The 17,507-nt window shown below is 65.8% G+C and carries 16 protein-coding genes and 1 tRNA gene; 9 read left to right on the forward strand and 8 right to left on the reverse strand.

Translation table 11 applies throughout. From position 1 onward, the window contains the following. Window positions 1–14 precede the first annotated feature (14 nt). A complete protein-coding gene (locus FHE74_RS09835; protein ID WP_180339744.1) occupies window positions 15–746 on the forward strand; it encodes a GntR family transcriptional regulator in 732 nt (243 codons plus the stop codon). Here the strand turns inward: FHE74_RS09835 and FHE74_RS09840 are convergent. Genes FHE74_RS09840 through dcd form a run of 3 tightly spaced genes read right to left on the reverse strand, consistent with a single transcriptional unit; the run spans window position 743 to window position 3,014 of the window. Then, complete coding sequence (locus FHE74_RS09840; RefSeq protein ID WP_139466345.1) at window positions 743–1,102, reverse strand: hypothetical protein; 360 nt, start codon at window positions 1,100–1,102, stop codon at window positions 743–745. The two genes, FHE74_RS09835 and FHE74_RS09840, sit on opposite strands and share 4 nt — an antisense overlap. Next, on the reverse strand, window positions 1,099–2,415 hold the full coding sequence (locus FHE74_RS09845) for a UDP-glucose dehydrogenase family protein (protein WP_139466346.1): 1,317 nt from the start codon (window positions 2,413–2,415) through the stop codon (window positions 1,099–1,101). The genes FHE74_RS09840 and FHE74_RS09845 overlap by 4 nt, the downstream gene beginning before the upstream one ends. 38 nt (window positions 2,416–2,453) lie before the next feature. Then, window positions 2,454–3,014 (reverse strand): dCTP deaminase, encoded by a 561-nt coding sequence (gene dcd / locus FHE74_RS09850; protein ID WP_139466347.1) that lies wholly within the window; start codon window positions 3,012–3,014, stop codon window positions 2,454–2,456. An 83-nt stretch (window positions 3,015–3,097) separates the two neighbouring features. Between dcd and FHE74_RS09855 the strand changes: the two genes are divergently transcribed. Further along, window positions 3,098–3,171: transfer RNA gene (locus tag FHE74_RS09855), tRNA-Gly, on the forward strand. A gap of 155 nt (window positions 3,172–3,326) precedes the next feature. On the opposite strand, the gene FHE74_RS09860 is transcribed toward FHE74_RS09855, so the two are convergent. Continuing rightward, the gene (locus FHE74_RS09860; protein WP_139466348.1) at window positions 3,327–3,608 is read right to left on the reverse strand and encodes a hypothetical protein; all 282 of its coding nucleotides are present in this window, start codon (window positions 3,606–3,608) and stop codon (window positions 3,327–3,329) included. A gap of 62 nt (window positions 3,609–3,670) precedes the next feature. Between FHE74_RS09860 and FHE74_RS09865 the strand changes: the two genes are divergently transcribed. The 4 genes from FHE74_RS09865 (at window position 3,671) to glmS (ending at window position 8,397) form a co-directional block, all read left to right on the forward strand. Next, entirely contained in the window at window positions 3,671–4,972 is a 1,302-nt protein-coding gene (locus FHE74_RS09865; RefSeq protein WP_139466349.1) for a lactate racemase domain-containing protein, read from the forward strand. Next, window positions 4,965–5,777: an ATP-dependent sacrificial sulfur transferase LarE gene (larE, locus tag FHE74_RS09870; protein ID WP_139466350.1), complete on the forward strand. Its 813-nt coding sequence runs from the start codon at window positions 4,965–4,967 to the stop codon at window positions 5,775–5,777. Before FHE74_RS09865 ends, larE begins: the two co-directional genes overlap by 8 nt. Further along, window positions 5,774–6,436: a nickel pincer cofactor biosynthesis protein LarB gene (gene larB, locus FHE74_RS09875; RefSeq protein WP_139466351.1), complete on the forward strand. Its 663-nt coding sequence runs from the start codon at window positions 5,774–5,776 to the stop codon at window positions 6,434–6,436. The genes larE and larB overlap by 4 nt, the downstream gene beginning before the upstream one ends. A gap of 86 nt (window positions 6,437–6,522) precedes the next feature. Further along, complete coding sequence (gene glmS / locus FHE74_RS09880; RefSeq protein WP_139466352.1) at window positions 6,523–8,397, forward strand: glutamine--fructose-6-phosphate transaminase (isomerizing); 1,875 nt, start codon at window positions 6,523–6,525, stop codon at window positions 8,395–8,397. Between the two features lie 304 nt (window positions 8,398–8,701). On the opposite strand, the gene FHE74_RS09885 is transcribed toward glmS, so the two are convergent. Genes FHE74_RS09885 through FHE74_RS09900 form a run of 4 tightly spaced genes read right to left on the reverse strand, consistent with a single transcriptional unit; the run spans window position 8,702 to window position 13,560 of the window. Further along, window positions 8,702–9,505 (reverse strand): DUF1206 domain-containing protein, encoded by an 804-nt coding sequence (locus FHE74_RS09885; protein ID WP_180339745.1) that lies wholly within the window; start codon window positions 9,503–9,505, stop codon window positions 8,702–8,704. 23 nt (window positions 9,506–9,528) lie between these two features. Next, complete coding sequence (gene larC, locus FHE74_RS09890) at window positions 9,529–10,692, reverse strand: nickel pincer cofactor biosynthesis protein LarC (protein WP_139466354.1); 1,164 nt, start codon at window positions 10,690–10,692, stop codon at window positions 9,529–9,531. After that, window positions 10,692–12,389: a VanW family protein gene (locus FHE74_RS09895; protein ID WP_246049280.1), complete on the reverse strand. Its 1,698-nt coding sequence runs from the start codon at window positions 12,387–12,389 to the stop codon at window positions 10,692–10,694. Before FHE74_RS09895 ends, larC begins: the two co-directional genes overlap by 1 nt. A 34-nt stretch (window positions 12,390–12,423) precedes the next feature. Then, window positions 12,424–13,560: a glycoside hydrolase family 3 N-terminal domain-containing protein gene (locus FHE74_RS09900; RefSeq protein ID WP_139466355.1), complete on the reverse strand. Its 1,137-nt coding sequence runs from the start codon at window positions 13,558–13,560 to the stop codon at window positions 12,424–12,426. Window positions 13,561–13,637: 77 nt separating this feature from the next. On the opposite strand from FHE74_RS09900, the gene FHE74_RS09905 reads away from it, so the two are divergent. The 3 genes from FHE74_RS09905 to FHE74_RS09915 are packed head-to-tail and all read left to right on the forward strand — an operon-like array spanning window position 13,638 to window position 17,412. Then, window positions 13,638–14,138, forward strand: a complete 501-nt coding sequence (locus FHE74_RS09905) for a universal stress protein (RefSeq protein WP_139466356.1) — start codon at window positions 13,638–13,640, stop codon at window positions 14,136–14,138. Between the two features lie 34 nt (window positions 14,139–14,172). After that, complete coding sequence (locus tag FHE74_RS09910; RefSeq protein ID WP_139466357.1) at window positions 14,173–14,370, forward strand: DUF2613 domain-containing protein; 198 nt, start codon at window positions 14,173–14,175, stop codon at window positions 14,368–14,370. Continuing rightward, window positions 14,371–17,412 (forward strand): alpha-(1->3)-arabinofuranosyltransferase domain-containing protein, encoded by a 3,042-nt coding sequence (locus tag FHE74_RS09915; RefSeq protein WP_139466358.1) that lies wholly within the window; start codon window positions 14,371–14,373, stop codon window positions 17,410–17,412. It abuts the gene before it with no gap. The last annotated feature ends 95 nt before the right edge of the window (window positions 17,413–17,507 follow it).

Here is a 17,507-nt window from a genome sequence, read left to right on the forward strand (position 1 = left end):
GCATGATGAGGGTTATGGCTACCTCACCTTCCCGCCCCAGCAAAGCAGATCGAGTCGTCGAGCACGTGCGGCGCTGCGTCCGGGAAGGCACCATGACCCCCAACCAGTGGTACAGCGCCTACCAGCTGGCGGATGAGCTGGAGATCTCCCGCTCGCCCGCCCGCGAGGGCCTGCTGCGCCTCGAGGAGGCCGGCCTCATCCGGTTCACACACAACCGCGGTTTTCAGGTCATCCCCACCACCGGGGACGATGTCGCCGAGATCTTCACCATGCGCATCGCCCTGGAGGTGCCCGCTGCCCGGCGCGCGGCCGCGCTTCTCGACGGCGACGTCACCGCCTTGCGCGAGACCCGAGCCGCCATGCAGGAGGCGGCTGATCGGAATGACGAGGCCGAATTCTTCCGCCTTGACCGCCACCTGCACGCCCTGATTAACTCCGCGGGCGGCGGCCAACGCACCGCCAACACGGTGGAACAATTGCGCAACATCACACAGCTCATCGGCACCTCAACCGCCGCCGAGGACCTGCGTACGCTGAGCGCGATTGTCCAGGAGCACGATCCGATCATCGACGCGATCGCAGCCCGCGACCGCGCTGCTGCGGGATCGTTCATGCTCGAACACCTCAGCCTCACTGGGCGCATGCTGGTAGCCCAGGCGATGGGCGTTTCTGCCCACGACGAGGCCGCTGAGCAGACCTGGCGGAAACACACCACCGGTTTCCTGCACGACACCGGCGCGGATTAGGACACGCAGCGCCCGTCTGCCAGGTGCACCTCGCCCGAGCCGGACTCGTAGAAGCCCAGGTTGTGCTCAGTGGCCAGGGCGCGGGCGAGCGCGCATGCGCTTTCCCATTCACGCTCGGCGAACCGGGCGTAGATGCACGTTGAAGCGATGATGTAGCGCGTGGTGTTCGAGGGGCCGTCGACACGCGAGGGAAAACGCGCGCTCATCTCCTCGAACCACGCCGCCAGGGCCGGGTCTGTCCCCTCGGTGGAGGAATAGTCCCGATCCTCTACCCACTCGGTAGTCAGGTCGAGCCAGTGCAGGAAGTCGGCGATGGTGTCGGTGGGGGCGTCAGAAAAAACGACGAGGGTGCTCACAGGCTGCGCCCCAGTGCCTTGATCTGCCAGCCTTCAGCAGCCCAGGCCGCGGGGTCGAGCACGTTGCGAGCATCGATAATGATGCGCTGATCCACCACCTGCGCTATCTCCTGCGGGTCCATGTCCCGGAATTCCTGCCACTCCGTGGCCAAGAGAACAAGCTCGGCACCCTCGAGCGATTCGCGCAGGCTCTGCGCGTAAGTGAGCGTGGGAAAGACCTTGGCAGCATTGGCCATGGCCTCGGGATCGTAGACGCTCACCGCCGCACCGGCCAGGGAAAGCTGCCCGGCTACGTTCAGGGCAGGCGAGTCGCGCACGTCGTCCGAATTCGCCTTAAAAGCCGCGCCCAGTACGGTCACTCGCTTGCCCAGCAAGGAGCCTCCCGAGAGCTGCTTGGCCAGCTGGACCACGCGGTCGCGCTGGCGCATATTCACGCCGTCGACCTCGCGCAGGAAGCTTAAGGCCTGGTCGGCGCCCAGCTCGCCCGCGCGGGCCATAAAGGCGCGGATGTCCTTGGGCAGGCAGCCGCCGCCAAATCCCAGGCCGGCGCCCAGGAACTTGCGGCCAATGCGGTCGTCATATCCTATGGCCTCCGCCAGCTTGACCACGTCCGCACCGGCCGCCTCGCATACCTCAGCTACCGCGTTAATGAAGCTGATCTTGGTGGCCAGGAACGCGTTTGCCGAAACCTTGACCAGCTCCGCCGTCTGTAGATCGGTGACCAGGAACGGGATGTCTTCTGCCAGCTGGCTGGCGTAGATCTCGCGTACCAGCGGCTCCTGGGTCGAGCCTTCGCGCAGGCCCAGCACGATGCGGTCCGGGTGGATCGTGTCCTCCACACCATGAGACTCGCGCAGGAACTCCGGGTTCCAGGCGATCTCCACCGTCGTGCCCTCGGGCGCCAGCTCGTCGGCCAGCACCTGAAGCTCAGCCGCCGTGCCCACCGGGACGGTGGACTTGCCCAAAATGAGGTTGTCGCCGGTGAGGCGGGGAACCAGATCCTTGATCACCGCGCGCACGTAGGTCAGATCCGCGGCATACGCCCCGCGCTGCTGGGGAGTGCCCACACCCAGAAAGTGCACCTTCGCCTCGGCGGCGTCGGCGTAATCGGTGCTAAAACGCAGGCGGCCATTGTCTAGATTTCGCCGGGTAATCTCCGGCAAACCCGGCTCAAAGAACGGCACGTCACCGCTCTGCAGCGCAGCAATCTTGGACTCATCTACGTCCACACCAACAACTTCATGCCCCAACTCAGCCATGCAGGCCGCATGGGTCGCACCGAGATAACCGGTGCCGATCACCGACATACGCATGCCAGCAACCATAGCGCCGTGCCTGGGCACGTGCTGGGTTAGAAGTTGAGGTAATACTTCGACGGGGTCGGGCCGCGCTGGCCCTGATACTTCGAGCCCAGCTCACCGGTTCCGTACGGAGTTTCCGCCGGAGACGACATCGTGAACAGCGCGAGCTGGCCCACCTTCATGCCCGGGTACAGCATGATCGGCAGATTAGCGACGTTGGATAGCTCCAGCGTGATGTACCCCGAGAAGCCGGGGTCGATGAACCCGGCAGTCGAGTGAGTCACCAGTCCCAGGCGGCCCAGGGAGGACTTGCCCTCCAGACGGCCGGCCAGGTGTGCGGGCAGGGTGAACTTCTCCAGCGTGGCGGCCAGGACGAACTCACCGGGGTGAAGCACGAAGGACTCGCCTTCGGCTACCTCTTTTTCCGTGGTGAGCTCGGAGAGCTCCAGTTTGGGGTCGATGTGCGTGTAGCGGGAGTTGTTAAAAACCCGGAAGTACTTATCGAGGCGCACATCCACGCTCGACGGCTGGATCAACGCGGCGTCAAAGGGCTCAATGCCCAGGTCCCCGGAGTCGATGGCGGAACGGATGTCACGATCAGATAGCAGCACGGGCGCTAGTTTACGCCAGGCGTTTGCTTCGATCCGCGACCGCGGTGCTACCCTACTGAGCAGACCACCTTTGTGGTCGAAATGCCGGCGTAGTTTAGTGGTAGAACATCAGCTTCCCAAGCTGAGAGTGCGGGTTCGATTCCCGTCGCCGGCTCCACTTTTGGCCCGCTAGCTTCGTGCTGGCGGGTTTTTGCGGCCCGTCGCCGTGGCAACTTTGTAGGACGCCCAGCGCCGAAACCTTGGCCTTCCGTCCTACATTGTTGCCAGCATCTGCGCCCCGGCCCAGCCGAGGCGCAAGCAGCAAGCCCCGAGTTAGAAAACCTTGCCGTCTTCGCCGACCGGCAGGGACCACTTCACGGCGTAGTCGGTACCCGGAATGCGGCGCAGGCGCAGGGCGTCGCACAGCACCTTGTCGGCCTCCGCGGCGTCGGCGGCCTTGATGGTGACCTCGGTGGAGCCGCCAGGGTTTGCGCCGTTGTTGGAGTTCAGGGAGATGGGGTGGCCGTCGATAAGCGAAGAAAGCACGTCAGACGCGGAGTGGTTGTGCTCGGAGGACTGGACGTCGACGGTGACGCGGGAGCGGAAGTTAGTCATGTCATCATTTTTATACGAACCCGCGCTTGAATTCTCGGGGCGGGCGAACGACACTCAATGGTATGAGCAATGAATCGCTGACGCTGCCCATGCCGGAGGGACTGGCCGAACGCGCGGCCCAGATCGGATCCGCCGAGGCAACGCTAAATCCGGAGCAGGCGCGCACGTTTATCACTCAGCAGCTGCTCACCGCGGACATCGACGACAAGAACGTCACAGTCATCATCCCTGACGGCACCCGCTCGGGCCCGCACGGACTCATGATCCAGGCGGCCTACGACGCGCTGGCCGAACGCGCGCGCAGCATCACCATCCTCATTGCGCTGGGCACGCATGCGGCGATGAGCACGGAGGCGATTGAGAAGCTTCTCGACGCCCCCTTGAGCCGCTTCCCCAAGGCCACCATTGTGAATCACGATTGGCAGAACCCGGAGGCGATCGCGACGCTGGGCACCGTCCCGGCCGAGGAGATCGCCCGCCTGACCCAGGGACTGCTGACGGATCGCCCGATGGACGTGCAGATCAACAAACTCGTCGCCGAGGCCGACGTCAACCTGGTGGTCGGCCCGGTGTTCCCCCACGAGGTGGTGGGTTTTTCCGGCGGCAACAAGTACTTCTTCCCGGGCTGTTCGGTGCACGATGTCATTGACGTCTCCCACTGGGTGGGTGCGCTGATTACGGCCAGCGACATCATCGGCACCCTGGGCATTACCCCGGTTCGCCAGCTCATCGATGCCGCCTCGGACATGATCTCCGGCGAGAAGCTGGCCATCACCTACGTGGCCACGGAGAAAGGCCTGCACAGCGTGGCCTTCGGCGATACGCAGTCCGCGTGGGCAGCCAACGCGAAGGTCGCGGCGAAGACGCACATCACGTACTTGGACGAGCCGGTCAAGCGCATCGTCTCCAAGGTCCCGGAGATGTATGAGGACCTGTGGACCGGCGCGAAGGGCGTGTACAAGATGGAGCCGGTGTGTGCCGACGGAGGTGAGATCATCGTCTACGCCCCGCACATCACCGAGATTTCCGAGATGCACCCGGGCATCCGCGAGATCGGCTACCACTGCATCGAGTACTTCACCAAGCAGTGGGACAAGTTCAAGGACCACCCCTGGGGCGAGATCGCGCATTCCACGCACGTGCGTGGTCTGGGCACCTACGATCCGGCCACCGGCGAGGAGCGCCTGCGCTGCCGCATCACCCTAGCCTCCCAGGTCCCGCCCGAGGTGTGCGCGGAGTACAACCTGTCCTACGCCGACCCGGACGCCCTCGACTGGGAAGCCTTTGACCACGACCCCGACACTCTCGTCGTCGAGCACGCCGGCGAGATCCTGCACCGCTTGAGCTCTGATCGCCCTGAGTAGTTCCTCGCTTCTCGACGCCCTGTCCAACCACCTCCCGGCCTCCGGCCGCATGGGCGTGGCCTTTTCCGGCGGGGTGGATTCGGCAACCCTGGCGGCAGCGAGCCTGCGACTGTTGGGGCCCGAGCGAGTCGTGGCCATCCTGGCCGTCTCCCCCTCGCTGGCCGCGCGCGAACGTGCGGCTGCCCGCCGCACCGCCGAAGAAATCGGCGTGGAGTTGGTTGAGCTGGAGGTCTTCGAGCACGAGCGCCCGGAGTACCAGGCCAACGGGGTAGATCGCTGCTACTTCTGCAAGTCCGAGATGTTCGAACGCATCGACGCCAGCACGCTGGATGTGGAGCACGTGGCCTACGGGGAGAACGCCGACGACGCTGTGCGTACGGATCGTCCCGGGGCGCTGGCGGCGAGCGAGCACGGGGTGCTGCGCCCGCTGGCTGCGGCTGGCCTAACCAAGGCCGACGTGCGGGCACTGGCCCGCGAGCTGGGTTTGTCCGTGGCCGACAAACCGGCGGCGCCATGTCTGGCCTCGCGTGTGCCGCATGGCCTGGAGGTGGTGCCCGAGAAGCTGCGCCAGATCGAGGCCGTGGAAAATGCCCTGGCTGATTTGGGATTTAGCGATTCCCGCGTGCGCCACCACGGCAGCATCGCCCGCATCGAGGTGCCGGCTGCGCAGTTGGTGGCCTTGGCACAGTGTGCCGAGACGGTGCAGGAGGCAGCTGTTAAGGCCGGCTTCACCTACGCCGCCCTCGATCTGGGTGGGATGCACTCGGGCGCTTTCACTCGCCGCGCCATGGGGGCGCAGGCATGAGTGGGTTTGAACAGGTCGGCGACTTCGCTCACCTGGATACTGATCGCGCGCAGCGCCGTGGCTACCCCGAGGCCATCTATTGCTCCGGCAAGAGTGTGGAGCAGGTCGTGGGCATTGCGGAGGCGGTGCGCGAGCGCAGTGCCCTGTTCACCCGAGTCACCCAGGAACAGCAGGATGCGCTGCGCAAGGTGCTTCCCGGGATCATGATCGATCCCGTGGCGCGCCTTGCCGCCTGGCCGGCGCAGCCGCCGGAGCCGTCTGGCGGCACGGTGCTCATCCTGTGTGCTGGCACGTCCGATCTGCCAGTTGCCAAAGAGGCCGAGCTCACCGCTCGCTACCTGGGCCGCGACACCGAGCTAATCGCGGATGTCGGCGTGGCTGGCATCCACCGGTTGCTGAGCTATACCGAGAAGATTCAGGCCGCTGACGCCATCGTTGTGGCCGCGGGCATGGATGGCGCCCTGCCCTCGGTGGTGGCGGGCCTGGCATCCTGCCCCGTGGTGGGTCTGCCCACGTCAGTTGGCTACGGCGCAGGCCAGGGCGGGGTGGCCGCACTCTTGACCATGCTCAACGCCTGCGCACCGGGAATCGGTGTGGTCAACATCGACAACGGCTACGGGGCCGGGCACCTGGCCGCGCAGATTGCGGCACGGAAATAAGACGTCAGTCCACCCACGTTTTGCCTGCTTAAACGCTAGTTTGGGCGTGCACAGTGAGTGCGCGCTCCTCAGGTAGACTTCCACCCATGTGTGGAATCGTTGGATATGTCGGACTGCCTGATCAGCCGAATCGCTCTCACTTCGCCCTCGATGTGATTCTCGAGGGACTGCGCCGGCTGGAATACCGCGGTTACGATTCCGCGGGTGTAGCCGTGGTCGATGGCGACTCGATCGGCTTCCGCAAGCGCGCGGGCAAGGTCGCGGCCCTGGACGAGGTCCTGGCGGTGCAGCCACTGCCGGACTCCCTGGTGGGCATCGGCCACACCCGCTGGGCGACCCACGGCGGCCCGACCGACGCAAATGCTCACCCGCACGTTGTCGATGGCGGCAAGCTCGCCGTCGTCCACAACGGCATCGTGGAGAACTACTCCGAGCTGCGCAAGACCCTGGTAGCACGCGGTTACGAGTTCGCCTCCGAAACCGACACCGAGGTCGCAGCCACGCTTCTGGCCGATCACTTCAACACCGACGCTGCAGGCGACCTGACCAAGGCCATGCAGCTGACCTGTCAGCAGCTCGAGGGCGCCTTCACTCTCCTGGCCATCCACGCCAGCGCCCCGGATCGCATCGTTGCCGCCCGCCGCAACTCCCCGCTGGTGATCGGCCTCGGCGAGAACGAGAACTTCCTGGGTTCGGACGTCTCCGGCTTCATCGATCACACCAAGCAGGCCGTGGAGATGGGTAACGACCAGATCGTCACCATCACCGCCACCGACTACGAGATCATCGACTTCTCCGGCAACCCCGCAGAGGGCAGCCCATTCACCGTTACCTGGGACGCCGCGGCTGCCGAGAAGGAGGGCTTCGACTCCTTCATGGACAAGGAGATCCACGATCAGCCCGCCGCCGTCCGCGACACCCTCCTGGGGCGTCTCGACGACGAGGGTCACCTCGTTCTGGATGAACTGCGTATCGACGAATCCGTCCTCCGCCAGGTGGACAAAATCGTCATCGTCGCCTGCGGAACGGCCGCTTATGCCGGCCATGTCGCGCGCTACGCCATCGAGCACTGGTGCCGCATCCCCTGCGAGGTCGAGCTGGCGCACGAGTTCCGCTACCGCGACCCGATCGTCAACGAAAAGACCCTGGTTGTGGCCCTGTCCCAGTCGGGCGAGACCATGGACACCGTGATGGCCGTGCAGCACGCCCGCGAGCAGGGCGCGAAGGTCGTGGCCATCTGCAACACCAACGGCTCGTCCATCCCGCGTGAGTCCGATGCCTGCATCTACACGCATGCCGGCCCCGAGATCGCCGTGGCTTCCACCAAGGCGTTCCTGGCGCAGATCACGGCCGCGTACCTCCTCGGCCTGTACCTGGCCCAGCTGCGCGGTAACAAGTTCTCCGACGAGATCCGCCAGATCCTCGAGGAGCTGGCCGCGATGCCGGAGAAGATCCAGGAGGTCATTGACAACGAGGAGCAGGTCAAGGCCCTGGGCACCGAGATGGCCAACGCCTCCTCGGTCCTCTTCCTGGGCCGCCACGTGGGCTACCCGGTCGCCCTCGAGGGTGCACTGAAGCTCAAGGAGATCGCCTACATCCACGCCGAGGGCTTCGCCGCCGGCGAGCTCAAGCACGGTCCCATCGCCCTGGTGGAGGAGGGCCAGCCGGTCTTTGTCATCGTGCCTTCGCCGAACGGTCGCAACCAGCTGCACTCCAAGGTGGTGTCCAACATCCAGGAGATCCGCGCACGCGGTGCGATCACCCTGGTCATTGCCGAGGAAGGCGACACGGCTGTCGACGAACACGCTAACCACGTGATCCGCGTTCCCAAGGCCCCGACGCTCATGCAGCCGCTGCTGGCCACCGTGCCGCTGCAGATCTTCGCCTGCGCCCTGGCCACGGCCAAGGGTTACGACGTGGACAAGCCGCGCAACCTGGCCAAGTCGGTGACTGTGGAGTAATTCCCGGTGCCAGCACGGTGCCCCGGAGCGTTGGCTTCGGGGCACTTCGCACCTGCGAGGCCCGAAATCCTTCGGCTCGACACCTGGAAGCCAAAACTGGAACGCGACCTGGGGTTTTACCCAGCGCAGATCCTCCAGGTGTCGAGCCGAAGGAATTTCGGCGGGTCAACAGGCGCCCGAAAAGCTTCCGGTCGACCAGGATCCTCACGAGACGGATCGCGACCTGGGGTTTTGCTCCCCGCACACCCGAATTTCGTCTACCCTGGTCGACCGGAAAGTTTTCCCGGCCCGAAACCAACCCGCCCTAGCGCAGGGCGTGGAAGGCCCGCGAGGACCAGGCCATGCAGAAGACCGCGAAGGCGATGAACCCGCTAGCGATCAACACCAATAGCCAGCGGCCCAAAGGTTGATCCACCACGAAGTGGAAGGCGTGGTTCATCGTTCCGGCCCATTCGGGGTGCGCGCTCACGCCCGCCCAGGAAAACAGCAGCCCGACCAGCGTCAAGGACATCCCCAGCATGACGTAGCTGAACATCCCCAGGGCCACGATCCAGCGCGGCACGTCGCCGTCGAATTCGTCGACGAAAATGCGCCCCAGCCCGCGCCCGATCTGGCCGATCCCGATCCCGGCCACAACTAGCCCACCAGCGCACACGGCCCAGCGCCCACCGGAGAAGCCAAAAAGCCAGCTCACAAAGCTGCTCCAGGAAGCACCCGAGCCGCTCTCAAAGCCAGCGAACCCCGGGCGCACTTCCAGCGCCACCAACAGCGCGGCTGCGGCCACGCCCAGGTACAACAGCGCGCGCCCCACGGACGCGATGCGGCGATTGAACCGCCGGATCCCACTCAGATGCCTATACCCCACCCCGGCCTCGATGACCTGCCACAGCGCCACCACGACCAGCCCGACCACCGCCACGAGCAGCAACACGTTGCCCAGCGGACGCCTGGCCACCGCCAGCAAGGCGGAGTGGAAGGAGGCGTGGTATTGGTCGTCGCCACCCGAGAACGCGATCTGCAGGGCGATCAGCCCCATGATTCCGTAGACCAGCCCGAACGTAATCAGCCCTACAGGAACGAACGCCCGGTACAGCGGGTGCCGCTGCACGCGCCTCCCCCAGTCCTGAAACGTCATCGCACCCGGCGCAGAATCTCCGCCTCGCTCACGCCCAGCTCTCGCGCGGCACGCGCCACGTCCTCGAACTCTGGCTGCCGGTTGAGCACCTCGCCGCCCCGGCTGCCGACCTTGACGGCGATGCGCTGCCCATCGACTACCACCTCGTCGAAGCTGCGCTCGAGTACCTCGCGCTGCACAGGAAAGTAGCGCACTCCCAGCGTCGTGGTGTGCCTAAAAAGGGTTTCCCGCACCGCCGGCGCAGCCGAAGCGTCGCAAAGCGCGTGCACAGTGTGGGCCGGGCGCCCCTTCTTCATCAGGATCGGCGTCAGCCACGCATCACGCGCGCCGGCCTCCAGCAGCGCGGCGAGCACACCGGGCCACAGCCGTGGGTCGAGGTCGTCGATGTTGGCCTCGATTTGCAGCAGCTCGCCGGCGCTTTCCCGCTTTTCGACGATCACCGCCCGCACCACGTTCGCCCGCCCCGGAGTATTTTTCGTGCCTGCTCCATAGCCGACCGCCTGCATCACACCCGCCGGAACACCTGCGACATGCTCCTCGCCTGCCAACTCGCGCACGAGCGCCACTCCGGTGGGTGTAGCCAGCTCACCGGGCGTCTGGCCTCCAGGCAGCGCGCCATCCACGCTGGGCCATCCCAGCGCGAGGCGGGCCACGGCCGGCGCGGGAACAGGCATGTCTCCGTGGGCTCCCCGGACGCGCCCGAAGCCAAGCGCGATGTCCGAGGCTGACACACTGTCCACGCCCAGCAGGCGCACGGCCTCGCAGACTCCGACCACGTCAGCGATCGAGTCCAGGGCACCGACCTCGTGGAAGTGAACGTCCTCCACGTCCATGCCGTGCATGGCGGCCTCGGCGATGGCGATGCGCTCGAACACTTTGAGCGCCCGCGAACGGGTCTGGTCTGCCAGTTCGGCCTGCTCGAGCATGGTGCGGATGGTGGACCAGTTGCGGTGCGGGGGATCGTCGACTAGCGAGGTCACGTGCACCTGGGTGGCGCTTTGCCCCTCCTTGATCACCTGTTCGCGGCGCAGCTCGATGGAACCGGGCGCGACGGCATCAATGGCGAGTTGTATGGCGTTGAGGTCGGCGCCGGCGTCGATAAGCGAGCCCAGCAACATATCTCCCGCCACGCCGGCGGTGGCATCGATCCAGAGGTGCATTAGCCCGTGCACGTCACGATCGGCTGGGGATCGTAGACCGTGGTCTGGGTCTGGCGGTCTAGCTCGTTGCCGCTCAGATCACGAATGATGCGCGTGTCCGAGGTGGTGAAGCCGGGGATGCCCGAGGACGGGATGCACCCGGAGCCGGAGATCTGCTGGCGCTGGGGGCTGGTCTGGGCCCAGCGGCCGCCGTTGATGGATTGCACATCGAGAGTCTTCACGCCCATGAGCTTGACCGTAATCGTGTCGGAGCCCATCTCCGTGACGATCTTGACCGGGTGCTGGGTGGTGTTCTTGAACACCAGGTCGATGGCGCCGTCGAAGATCGTGGCCTCGCGGCCGGCCGGGTAGCGCGAGATGTAGTAGCTGTGCGGGGTGTGGGCCACGTCCTTCATGCCCGCGAAGTACGCGGCGTTGTACAGGGTGGTGGCAAACTGCGAGATTCCGCCGCCCACTGCCTTGCCGGCGCGGCCGTTCTCGATAATGCCGCCCTCGACGTAGCCCTGGGCAGTTCCGCGCGGGCCGGTGAACTGGTTGACGGAGAAGGTCTCCCCCGGGTTGACGATCGCGCCGTTGACCTGCGCGGCGATGACCGAGATGTTCTTGCCCGAAGACTGCGAGAACTCACCGGTGGTGAACTCACCCACCACCTCATTGAAAGTGGCGTTCTGTGCTTCTTCAGTGGTGTACTCGGCAGGCTGCGGCTTGTAGGTCGCATCGAACTCGCGGGCGTCCTCCCCGAGAGCGCGCTTGTCGAATCCGGCCATCGTGGCCTCCCAGTCAACGACCTCGCCGTCGACGTGCGGGGTGATCGATCCGTCGGACTTCACGCGCGCGTTGGTGCCCTCGACCTCAGAGGCAGCCAACTGCTCGGCCAGAATCGCCTGGGCGGCCTCGGTGTTGACCACGGGGGTGAGCTTTCCCTCGTGCTCGGGGAAGCTGACGACCTCCCCCATGCGATCCGGGGCGATCGTGCCCGTGACGTTCTGGTGTCCGCGGACCGTGATCGGGGACTCCACCGCCTTGGCGGCCGGGCCCTTGGCGATGGCATCGACGGCCTCCTGGCCAATAGCCGGGGCAACCGGGGAGGGCTTGACCTTTACGCCCTGCGGATCCAGCCAGCGATCGCTGACCGCCGAATGCAGCTGCTGCATGTCCACAGTCTGGCCATCAACGGGCTTGTTGGTCTTGACCTTCCCGCCCTCGAGGACGACCCCGCCGTTGATCGGGTCGGTACTGAGCTCGCCGCGCACGCGCTCCAGCTGTGGTTGCAGCGCGGCCTCGTCGACGTAGGAGACGACGGGAATCTCGGTGGTGCTCACCAGGCCACGCAGCTTGGCCAAGGGGTTGGCCGGCTCCGTGCCTGCGCGACGCACGGTCTCTTCCAAATCGATGCTCAGGCCCGACTCCGCCGGCACGAGCTGGGCGGTCTTCTCCCCAGCGGTGACGGTGACGGCCTCGTTTTCCACACCACCAAGCTCGCGCACGAGCTTGTCATGTGCGGCAGCCGGCTTCATGCCTCCGACCGAAACACCACCAATGGTGGTTCCGCGCGGAACGTTGCCCTTGGTGTTGGCGTAGTCCCAGGCGTAGAGGCCACCCAGGACAACCACGAGGCCCAAGAAGACGCCGAGGATGATCGCCAGGGTTCGCCGAGTGTGAGAGGCGCGAGAGGCACGCGAGTGGGAAGAAGTCACAGGAACTAAGGATAAACGTTGGTCAGCCCCATGACTAAAGCGAGTGTGCTCGCGCAACGCGAAAAACAGCCGCCGTTATGCGTTCCTGCGGGATCTCCTGGTTGCGTACCCGCTGGACAACGGCATCGATAACGCCGTTCGGATCAGTCCCGTTCGACCACAGGGCCTGGTCCGCGCCAGCCGCGATGGCCTGCGAAACAGCCTGATCCAGCGGGTATTTATCCGTGATGGCGCGCATGCCGGTGAGGTCGTCGGTGAAAGTCAGCCCGCGATACCCGCGCCCTCCCGGGTAGTCGCCGTAGCGCAGCAGCCGGTAAGCAGCCGGGTTGAGCGAAGAGGGCAGACTGTCTCCCAGCCCAGGCACGATCATGTGGCCCAGCATCACGCTCGCGTGCGGGGTGCGCTCGAGCGCCTGGGCGAAAGAGGCTAGGTCATGCTCTTTAATCTCGGGCAGCGCAGGAGTCACCGCTCCCCCGGCATGAGTGTCGCCGGAGGCCCGGCCATGCCCCGGAAAGTGCTTGTACACCGGCCGCACCCCCGCCTCCATGAGGCCACGGGCGAAAGCCGCTCCGAGGGCGCCTGCTGTCTGGGGATCAGCGCTGAACGAGCGATCGCCCACCACATGTAACCCGGCACCGTCGACATCGAGTACCGGGGCAAAGTCCACGGTAATCCCGTGCGCACTCAGGCTGCGACCGATCGCACTAGCTGTTTCCTGCACCCCAGACTCACCCTGAGCAGCGAGCGCACCGGGCGCTGGGAAAGATCCCAAGATCTGGGAATGCCGCTGCACGCGGCCGCCCTCAAAGTCGATGGACACCATCAGCGGGCGCCCGGCAATGCGCTTGAGCTCGTGGATGTCTCGGCCGGGTTGGGTCAGCATTGCGGGGTCGGCCCAGGAGGTGATGAAGATGCCACCAACCCCGGCCTCGACCTTGGCTCGGGCATCATCAAAGGAGGCGACACCCACGTGCATAAGGCTGGCCACCTGCTCGCGCAGATCGTCCGGCATGCGCTGCTGAATTTCCTGCACAGGTGGGGAAGCCGAGGCAGGCCCCTTCTGCAAAGGCTGCGGCGGCACAGTCGTCGGCGAGGCCGGACTTTCGGGTGCAGGCGAACACGCGACCAGGCCAAAGAGGCCGGCTGCTGCCAAGAGTTCTCGCCTGTCCATAGTGCTTTTGGAGTGTATAGGCTGCCCCGCGAATGTCGCATTGTTACAGCGCCCCGGCTGCCTAATCGCTAGCATCGATGGCTATGGCCCAAAAGATGCTGATCGCTTTCGACGGCTCCACCCGTGCCCGGCTCGCCCTGGAGCGCGCCGCCGAGCTGCTTAAACCCAGCTCCGTAGAGATCCTGACCGCGTGGGAGCCCGTCACCCGGCAGACCGCCCGCGCCCTGGGACGCACCGGCATGCCCCAGACCACCGTGGAGCAAGAACACCTCGGCTCCGAGTACGACGAGGCCGAGGACTACGCCATGAGCATGTTGCGGGAGGGCGTCGAGCTCGCCCAGCAACTCGGCCTCGAGGCCCGCGCTCACCTGGTGGAGAGCTCCAGCACCGCGCCACAGGCAATCGTGGATGCTGCCAAGGAGCTGCAGGTGGACGTGATCGTGTTGGGCACGCGCGGCATCGGTGGTGTTCGTTCGTGGTTCACCAACTCGACTGCGGAGTCGGTGGTGCACAACGCCGGCATTCCGGTGTTCATCGTTCCCCCGGTCGACGAGGACGACACCCTCTCGGCCTCTTAAAACCACGCACCCTTAGCAGGTAGGATGAGCAACCATGGCCTACGAATCTGACTCCCTGAACCGCCGCACCCTTGGTCCCGTTGTGGCCAGCGCGGTGGTCGGCGTGACCCTTGGCGTGGTTGGAGTCGTGGGATTGGCCGTCTTCTCCGGCCAGAACACCGTGCCGCAGTCCAACGCGGTGCCCGCTGAGCAGGCGCTCCTGGGCGGGCCAGAATACGGCACCCGCCAATAAGTGCACCGGGTAGGCCCCCACGCTGCGGGGTGGGCGTTCCTCGCGCTCGTCGTCGCGCTGCTGCCGGCCGGCTATGTTGCCGCGGACACCAAGCTCGATCTCGTCGTTAACCCCTCCGGCTTTCTGGCTCAGGCACTGCACGCCTACACCCCGACGTTCACGCTCGGCCAGCTGCAGAACCAGGCCTATGGTTACCTGTTTCCCCACGGCCTGTTTTTCCTGCTTCTCGACCCGCTTCCTGACTGGATAGCACAGCGCCTCTGGTGGCTGCTGGTCACGGGCATCGGCTATTCCGGCTTCTTGGTTATGGCGCAGCGAGCCAACCTCGGTTCGCCAGCTTTCCGCATTCTCGGTGCGGGCCTTTACGCCTTAAGCCCACACACCCTGACGACCCTGACGGCCATCTCCTCGGAGACCTGGCCCAGCATGCTCGCTCCCTGGATTGTGGCGGCCGCGCTTTCGCAGCGTCTCAATCGCCGCGCCTTGGCCGCCGCTGTGCTTCCGGTGGCGATGATGGGTGCCGTCAACGCCAGCGCCACCCTCCTGGCGTGTGTTCCCGGCGCGATCGTCTTGCTGTGGCGGGGCGCGGGAAGGTTCCTGGTGGCCTGGCTTGCCGGGTGCGCTGCGGTGAGCTTGTGGTGGATCGGGCCGTTGGTGCTCCTCGGCCGCTACTCCCCACCGTTTACCGACTTCATTGAGTCCGCCGCCGTCACCAACCGCTGGCTCAATCCCGCGGAGATTCTGCGTGGCACGACCAGCTGGACCCCGTTTGTGGACACCGAACGCACCGCCGGCCATCTCCTGGCCACCCATCCCGTGTTCATCCTGGTCACCATGGCGCTGGCGGCCCTGGGGCTGATCGGCCTGGTGCGCGTACGCGGTCCCTGGCTGCCCATGCTTTTTGTCGGAGTCGCTGTCCTCGGCGCCGCCCACGGCCCATTTGGGGCAGGGTGGGTTTCGCTTCTCGACGCCCCGCTTGCCGCATTCCGCAACATCCACAAAGCGGATCTGCTGGTCCGGATCCCGCTATGCGTGGGCATCGTGGCGCTGGGGTCCCACCTCCCGCTCCCACAAAACCGAAACGACGCCATTCGTCCTGCTCGCCGTCACCTTGCCGCCGCAATGGTGATCGTCATCGGACTGGGCAGCCTGGCCCCTGCGCTCACCGGTCGCCTGCTTCCGCGCGGGTCGTGGCAGGAGATTCCCGCCTATTGGCATGAGGCCACCGACTTCATCAACGCCTCCGCCGGGGATACTCGCACACTCATTGCTCCCCAGGCGCAGTTTGCCCGCCAGGACTTCGGTTGGACCCGCGACGAGCCTGCCCAGCCGCTGCTGGATGTTCCCTGGGCGGTTCGCGACGCCATTCCGCTGGTCAATCCCGAGGCCATCCGCGGGCTCGATGGCGCCATGGCCATGCTCAAACACCACCCTGAGCACGCCGCGGATGCGCTGTCCTCCCTCGGAATTGGCGCGCTTATCGTCCGCGAGGATCTGGAGGACCCCGTCGTCCAGCTCGACGTGCAGGCGCTTGCCGATTCCTCACCCCAGGCAACCCTGCACACCTTCGGCCCGTTGAGCGTCATCCTGTTCCACACCAACCAGCGCCCCACCATCACCACCGACCCGGTAGTAAGCGTGGCGGGTTCCGGGGAGGTTGTTCCCATGCTCAGCGGGCTGCTCGGCCCCGCGACGTATCGCCTTGATCCGGCCTCACCACAGATCGTCACGGACACCCCACTCAAGGTCGCCCGCAACTACGGCACCCTGAACTCTCCGGTCTCAGCCCCGCTAGCCCGCGATGCCGAGGGCTCGGACGTGCTCAACAGGGTGCGCGATTACCCCTCGGTGCGCCCACCGATCGCGGTGGAGGAGCGTGGTGGTCGCGTGGTGGCGTCGTCAAGCGCCTCCGAAGCCACCGCATTCGGCGGGTCGCGCCCGGAGCGCAGCCTCACTGCCGCGGTCGACGGGGACCCGGCGACCGCATGGTATCCCACACCCGGGCCCACGCAGGGACAATGGATCGAGCTCCACCCGGATGACTTTGGTGGCGGTCAGCTGCGGATTCAGGCCACCAAGCCCGCCCGGGCGGTGGTCACGGCCGGCGGGGCGCGCCGGGAGGTGGAACTGAGCGAGGACACGACCGTTCACCTGCCCGCCGCAGATGCCATCCGGGTCACCCTCGTGGAAGCGCCGACGGGTATCGCCGAACTCGAGCTGGAAGATGCTCCGCTGACCCGGCGCATCGTCGTCGACGGCGCCACGGCGGACACGCAAGGGTTCTTCCTCCAGCGCCTGGCAGTAGACACCGGCCGCATCGACTGCACGGTGGTGCTGCCGCGCGCGATGGAGCTGCGGGTGCGCTCCGATGATCCCGTGCTTATCGACGACTCCGAGCATCAACCAGGCGACCTCATCACCCTCGAGGCGGGCGAGCATCGAGTGCAGTCGCGAGCCTCGTTCGTGGCACTGCTGGATAAGGGTTTTGCCCCTTCGGGTGCGCGCTCGCTGTACCTACCCGGGCTGAGCTTCAACCCCGGTTTACGAGCGCAGGCCCACGGCCGCGAGCTCGAATCGGTCCAGGTCTCGGCGGGGATGCAGGCCTTCGAGGTCCCCACGGCCACCCGCGCCTCCGACGTCGAGGTGACCTTCGCCCCGGATGCCACCTACCGCACCTGGCTCATCGGCGGCGGGATCCTCGCGCTGCTCGTATTGCTCCTGTGCATCGTGGTGGTCGCCGCGCAGCTTCCTTCCCCCGGTGTTTCTCTGCGCTCCCCGGGCCGCGGGACCTTTGTGCTCGGCCTGGCCAGCGTGTTGGTGGTGGGTGGTGTGCCGGGGCTGGTGGTCGCTGGTCTGGTGCTCGCTATCCGACGCTTCACCGTATTCACCCCTCGCGCACTCATCGCCGCGCTCATGGCTATGGCGGGTGCCTGGCTTGCCCGGGCGCCATGGCCGCAGGAAACCTACGCCGGGGATAGCCAGGCCTTGGCGCTGGTAATGCTGGCGGCGTTGGCATGCACGCTTCCCGGGTGGCGACGCTAAATTTTGGGGCCGAGTGCAAATGTCTGCACGACGGTGGATGTCAACCTGTTTGGAGTCACTGCACCCCCACAAGATTGATACCCACCTGCTCAGCA

It is taken from the genome of Corynebacterium tapiri (assembly GCF_006334925.1).
Classification (GTDB): Bacteria; Actinomycetota; Actinomycetes; order Mycobacteriales; family Mycobacteriaceae; genus Corynebacterium; species Corynebacterium tapiri.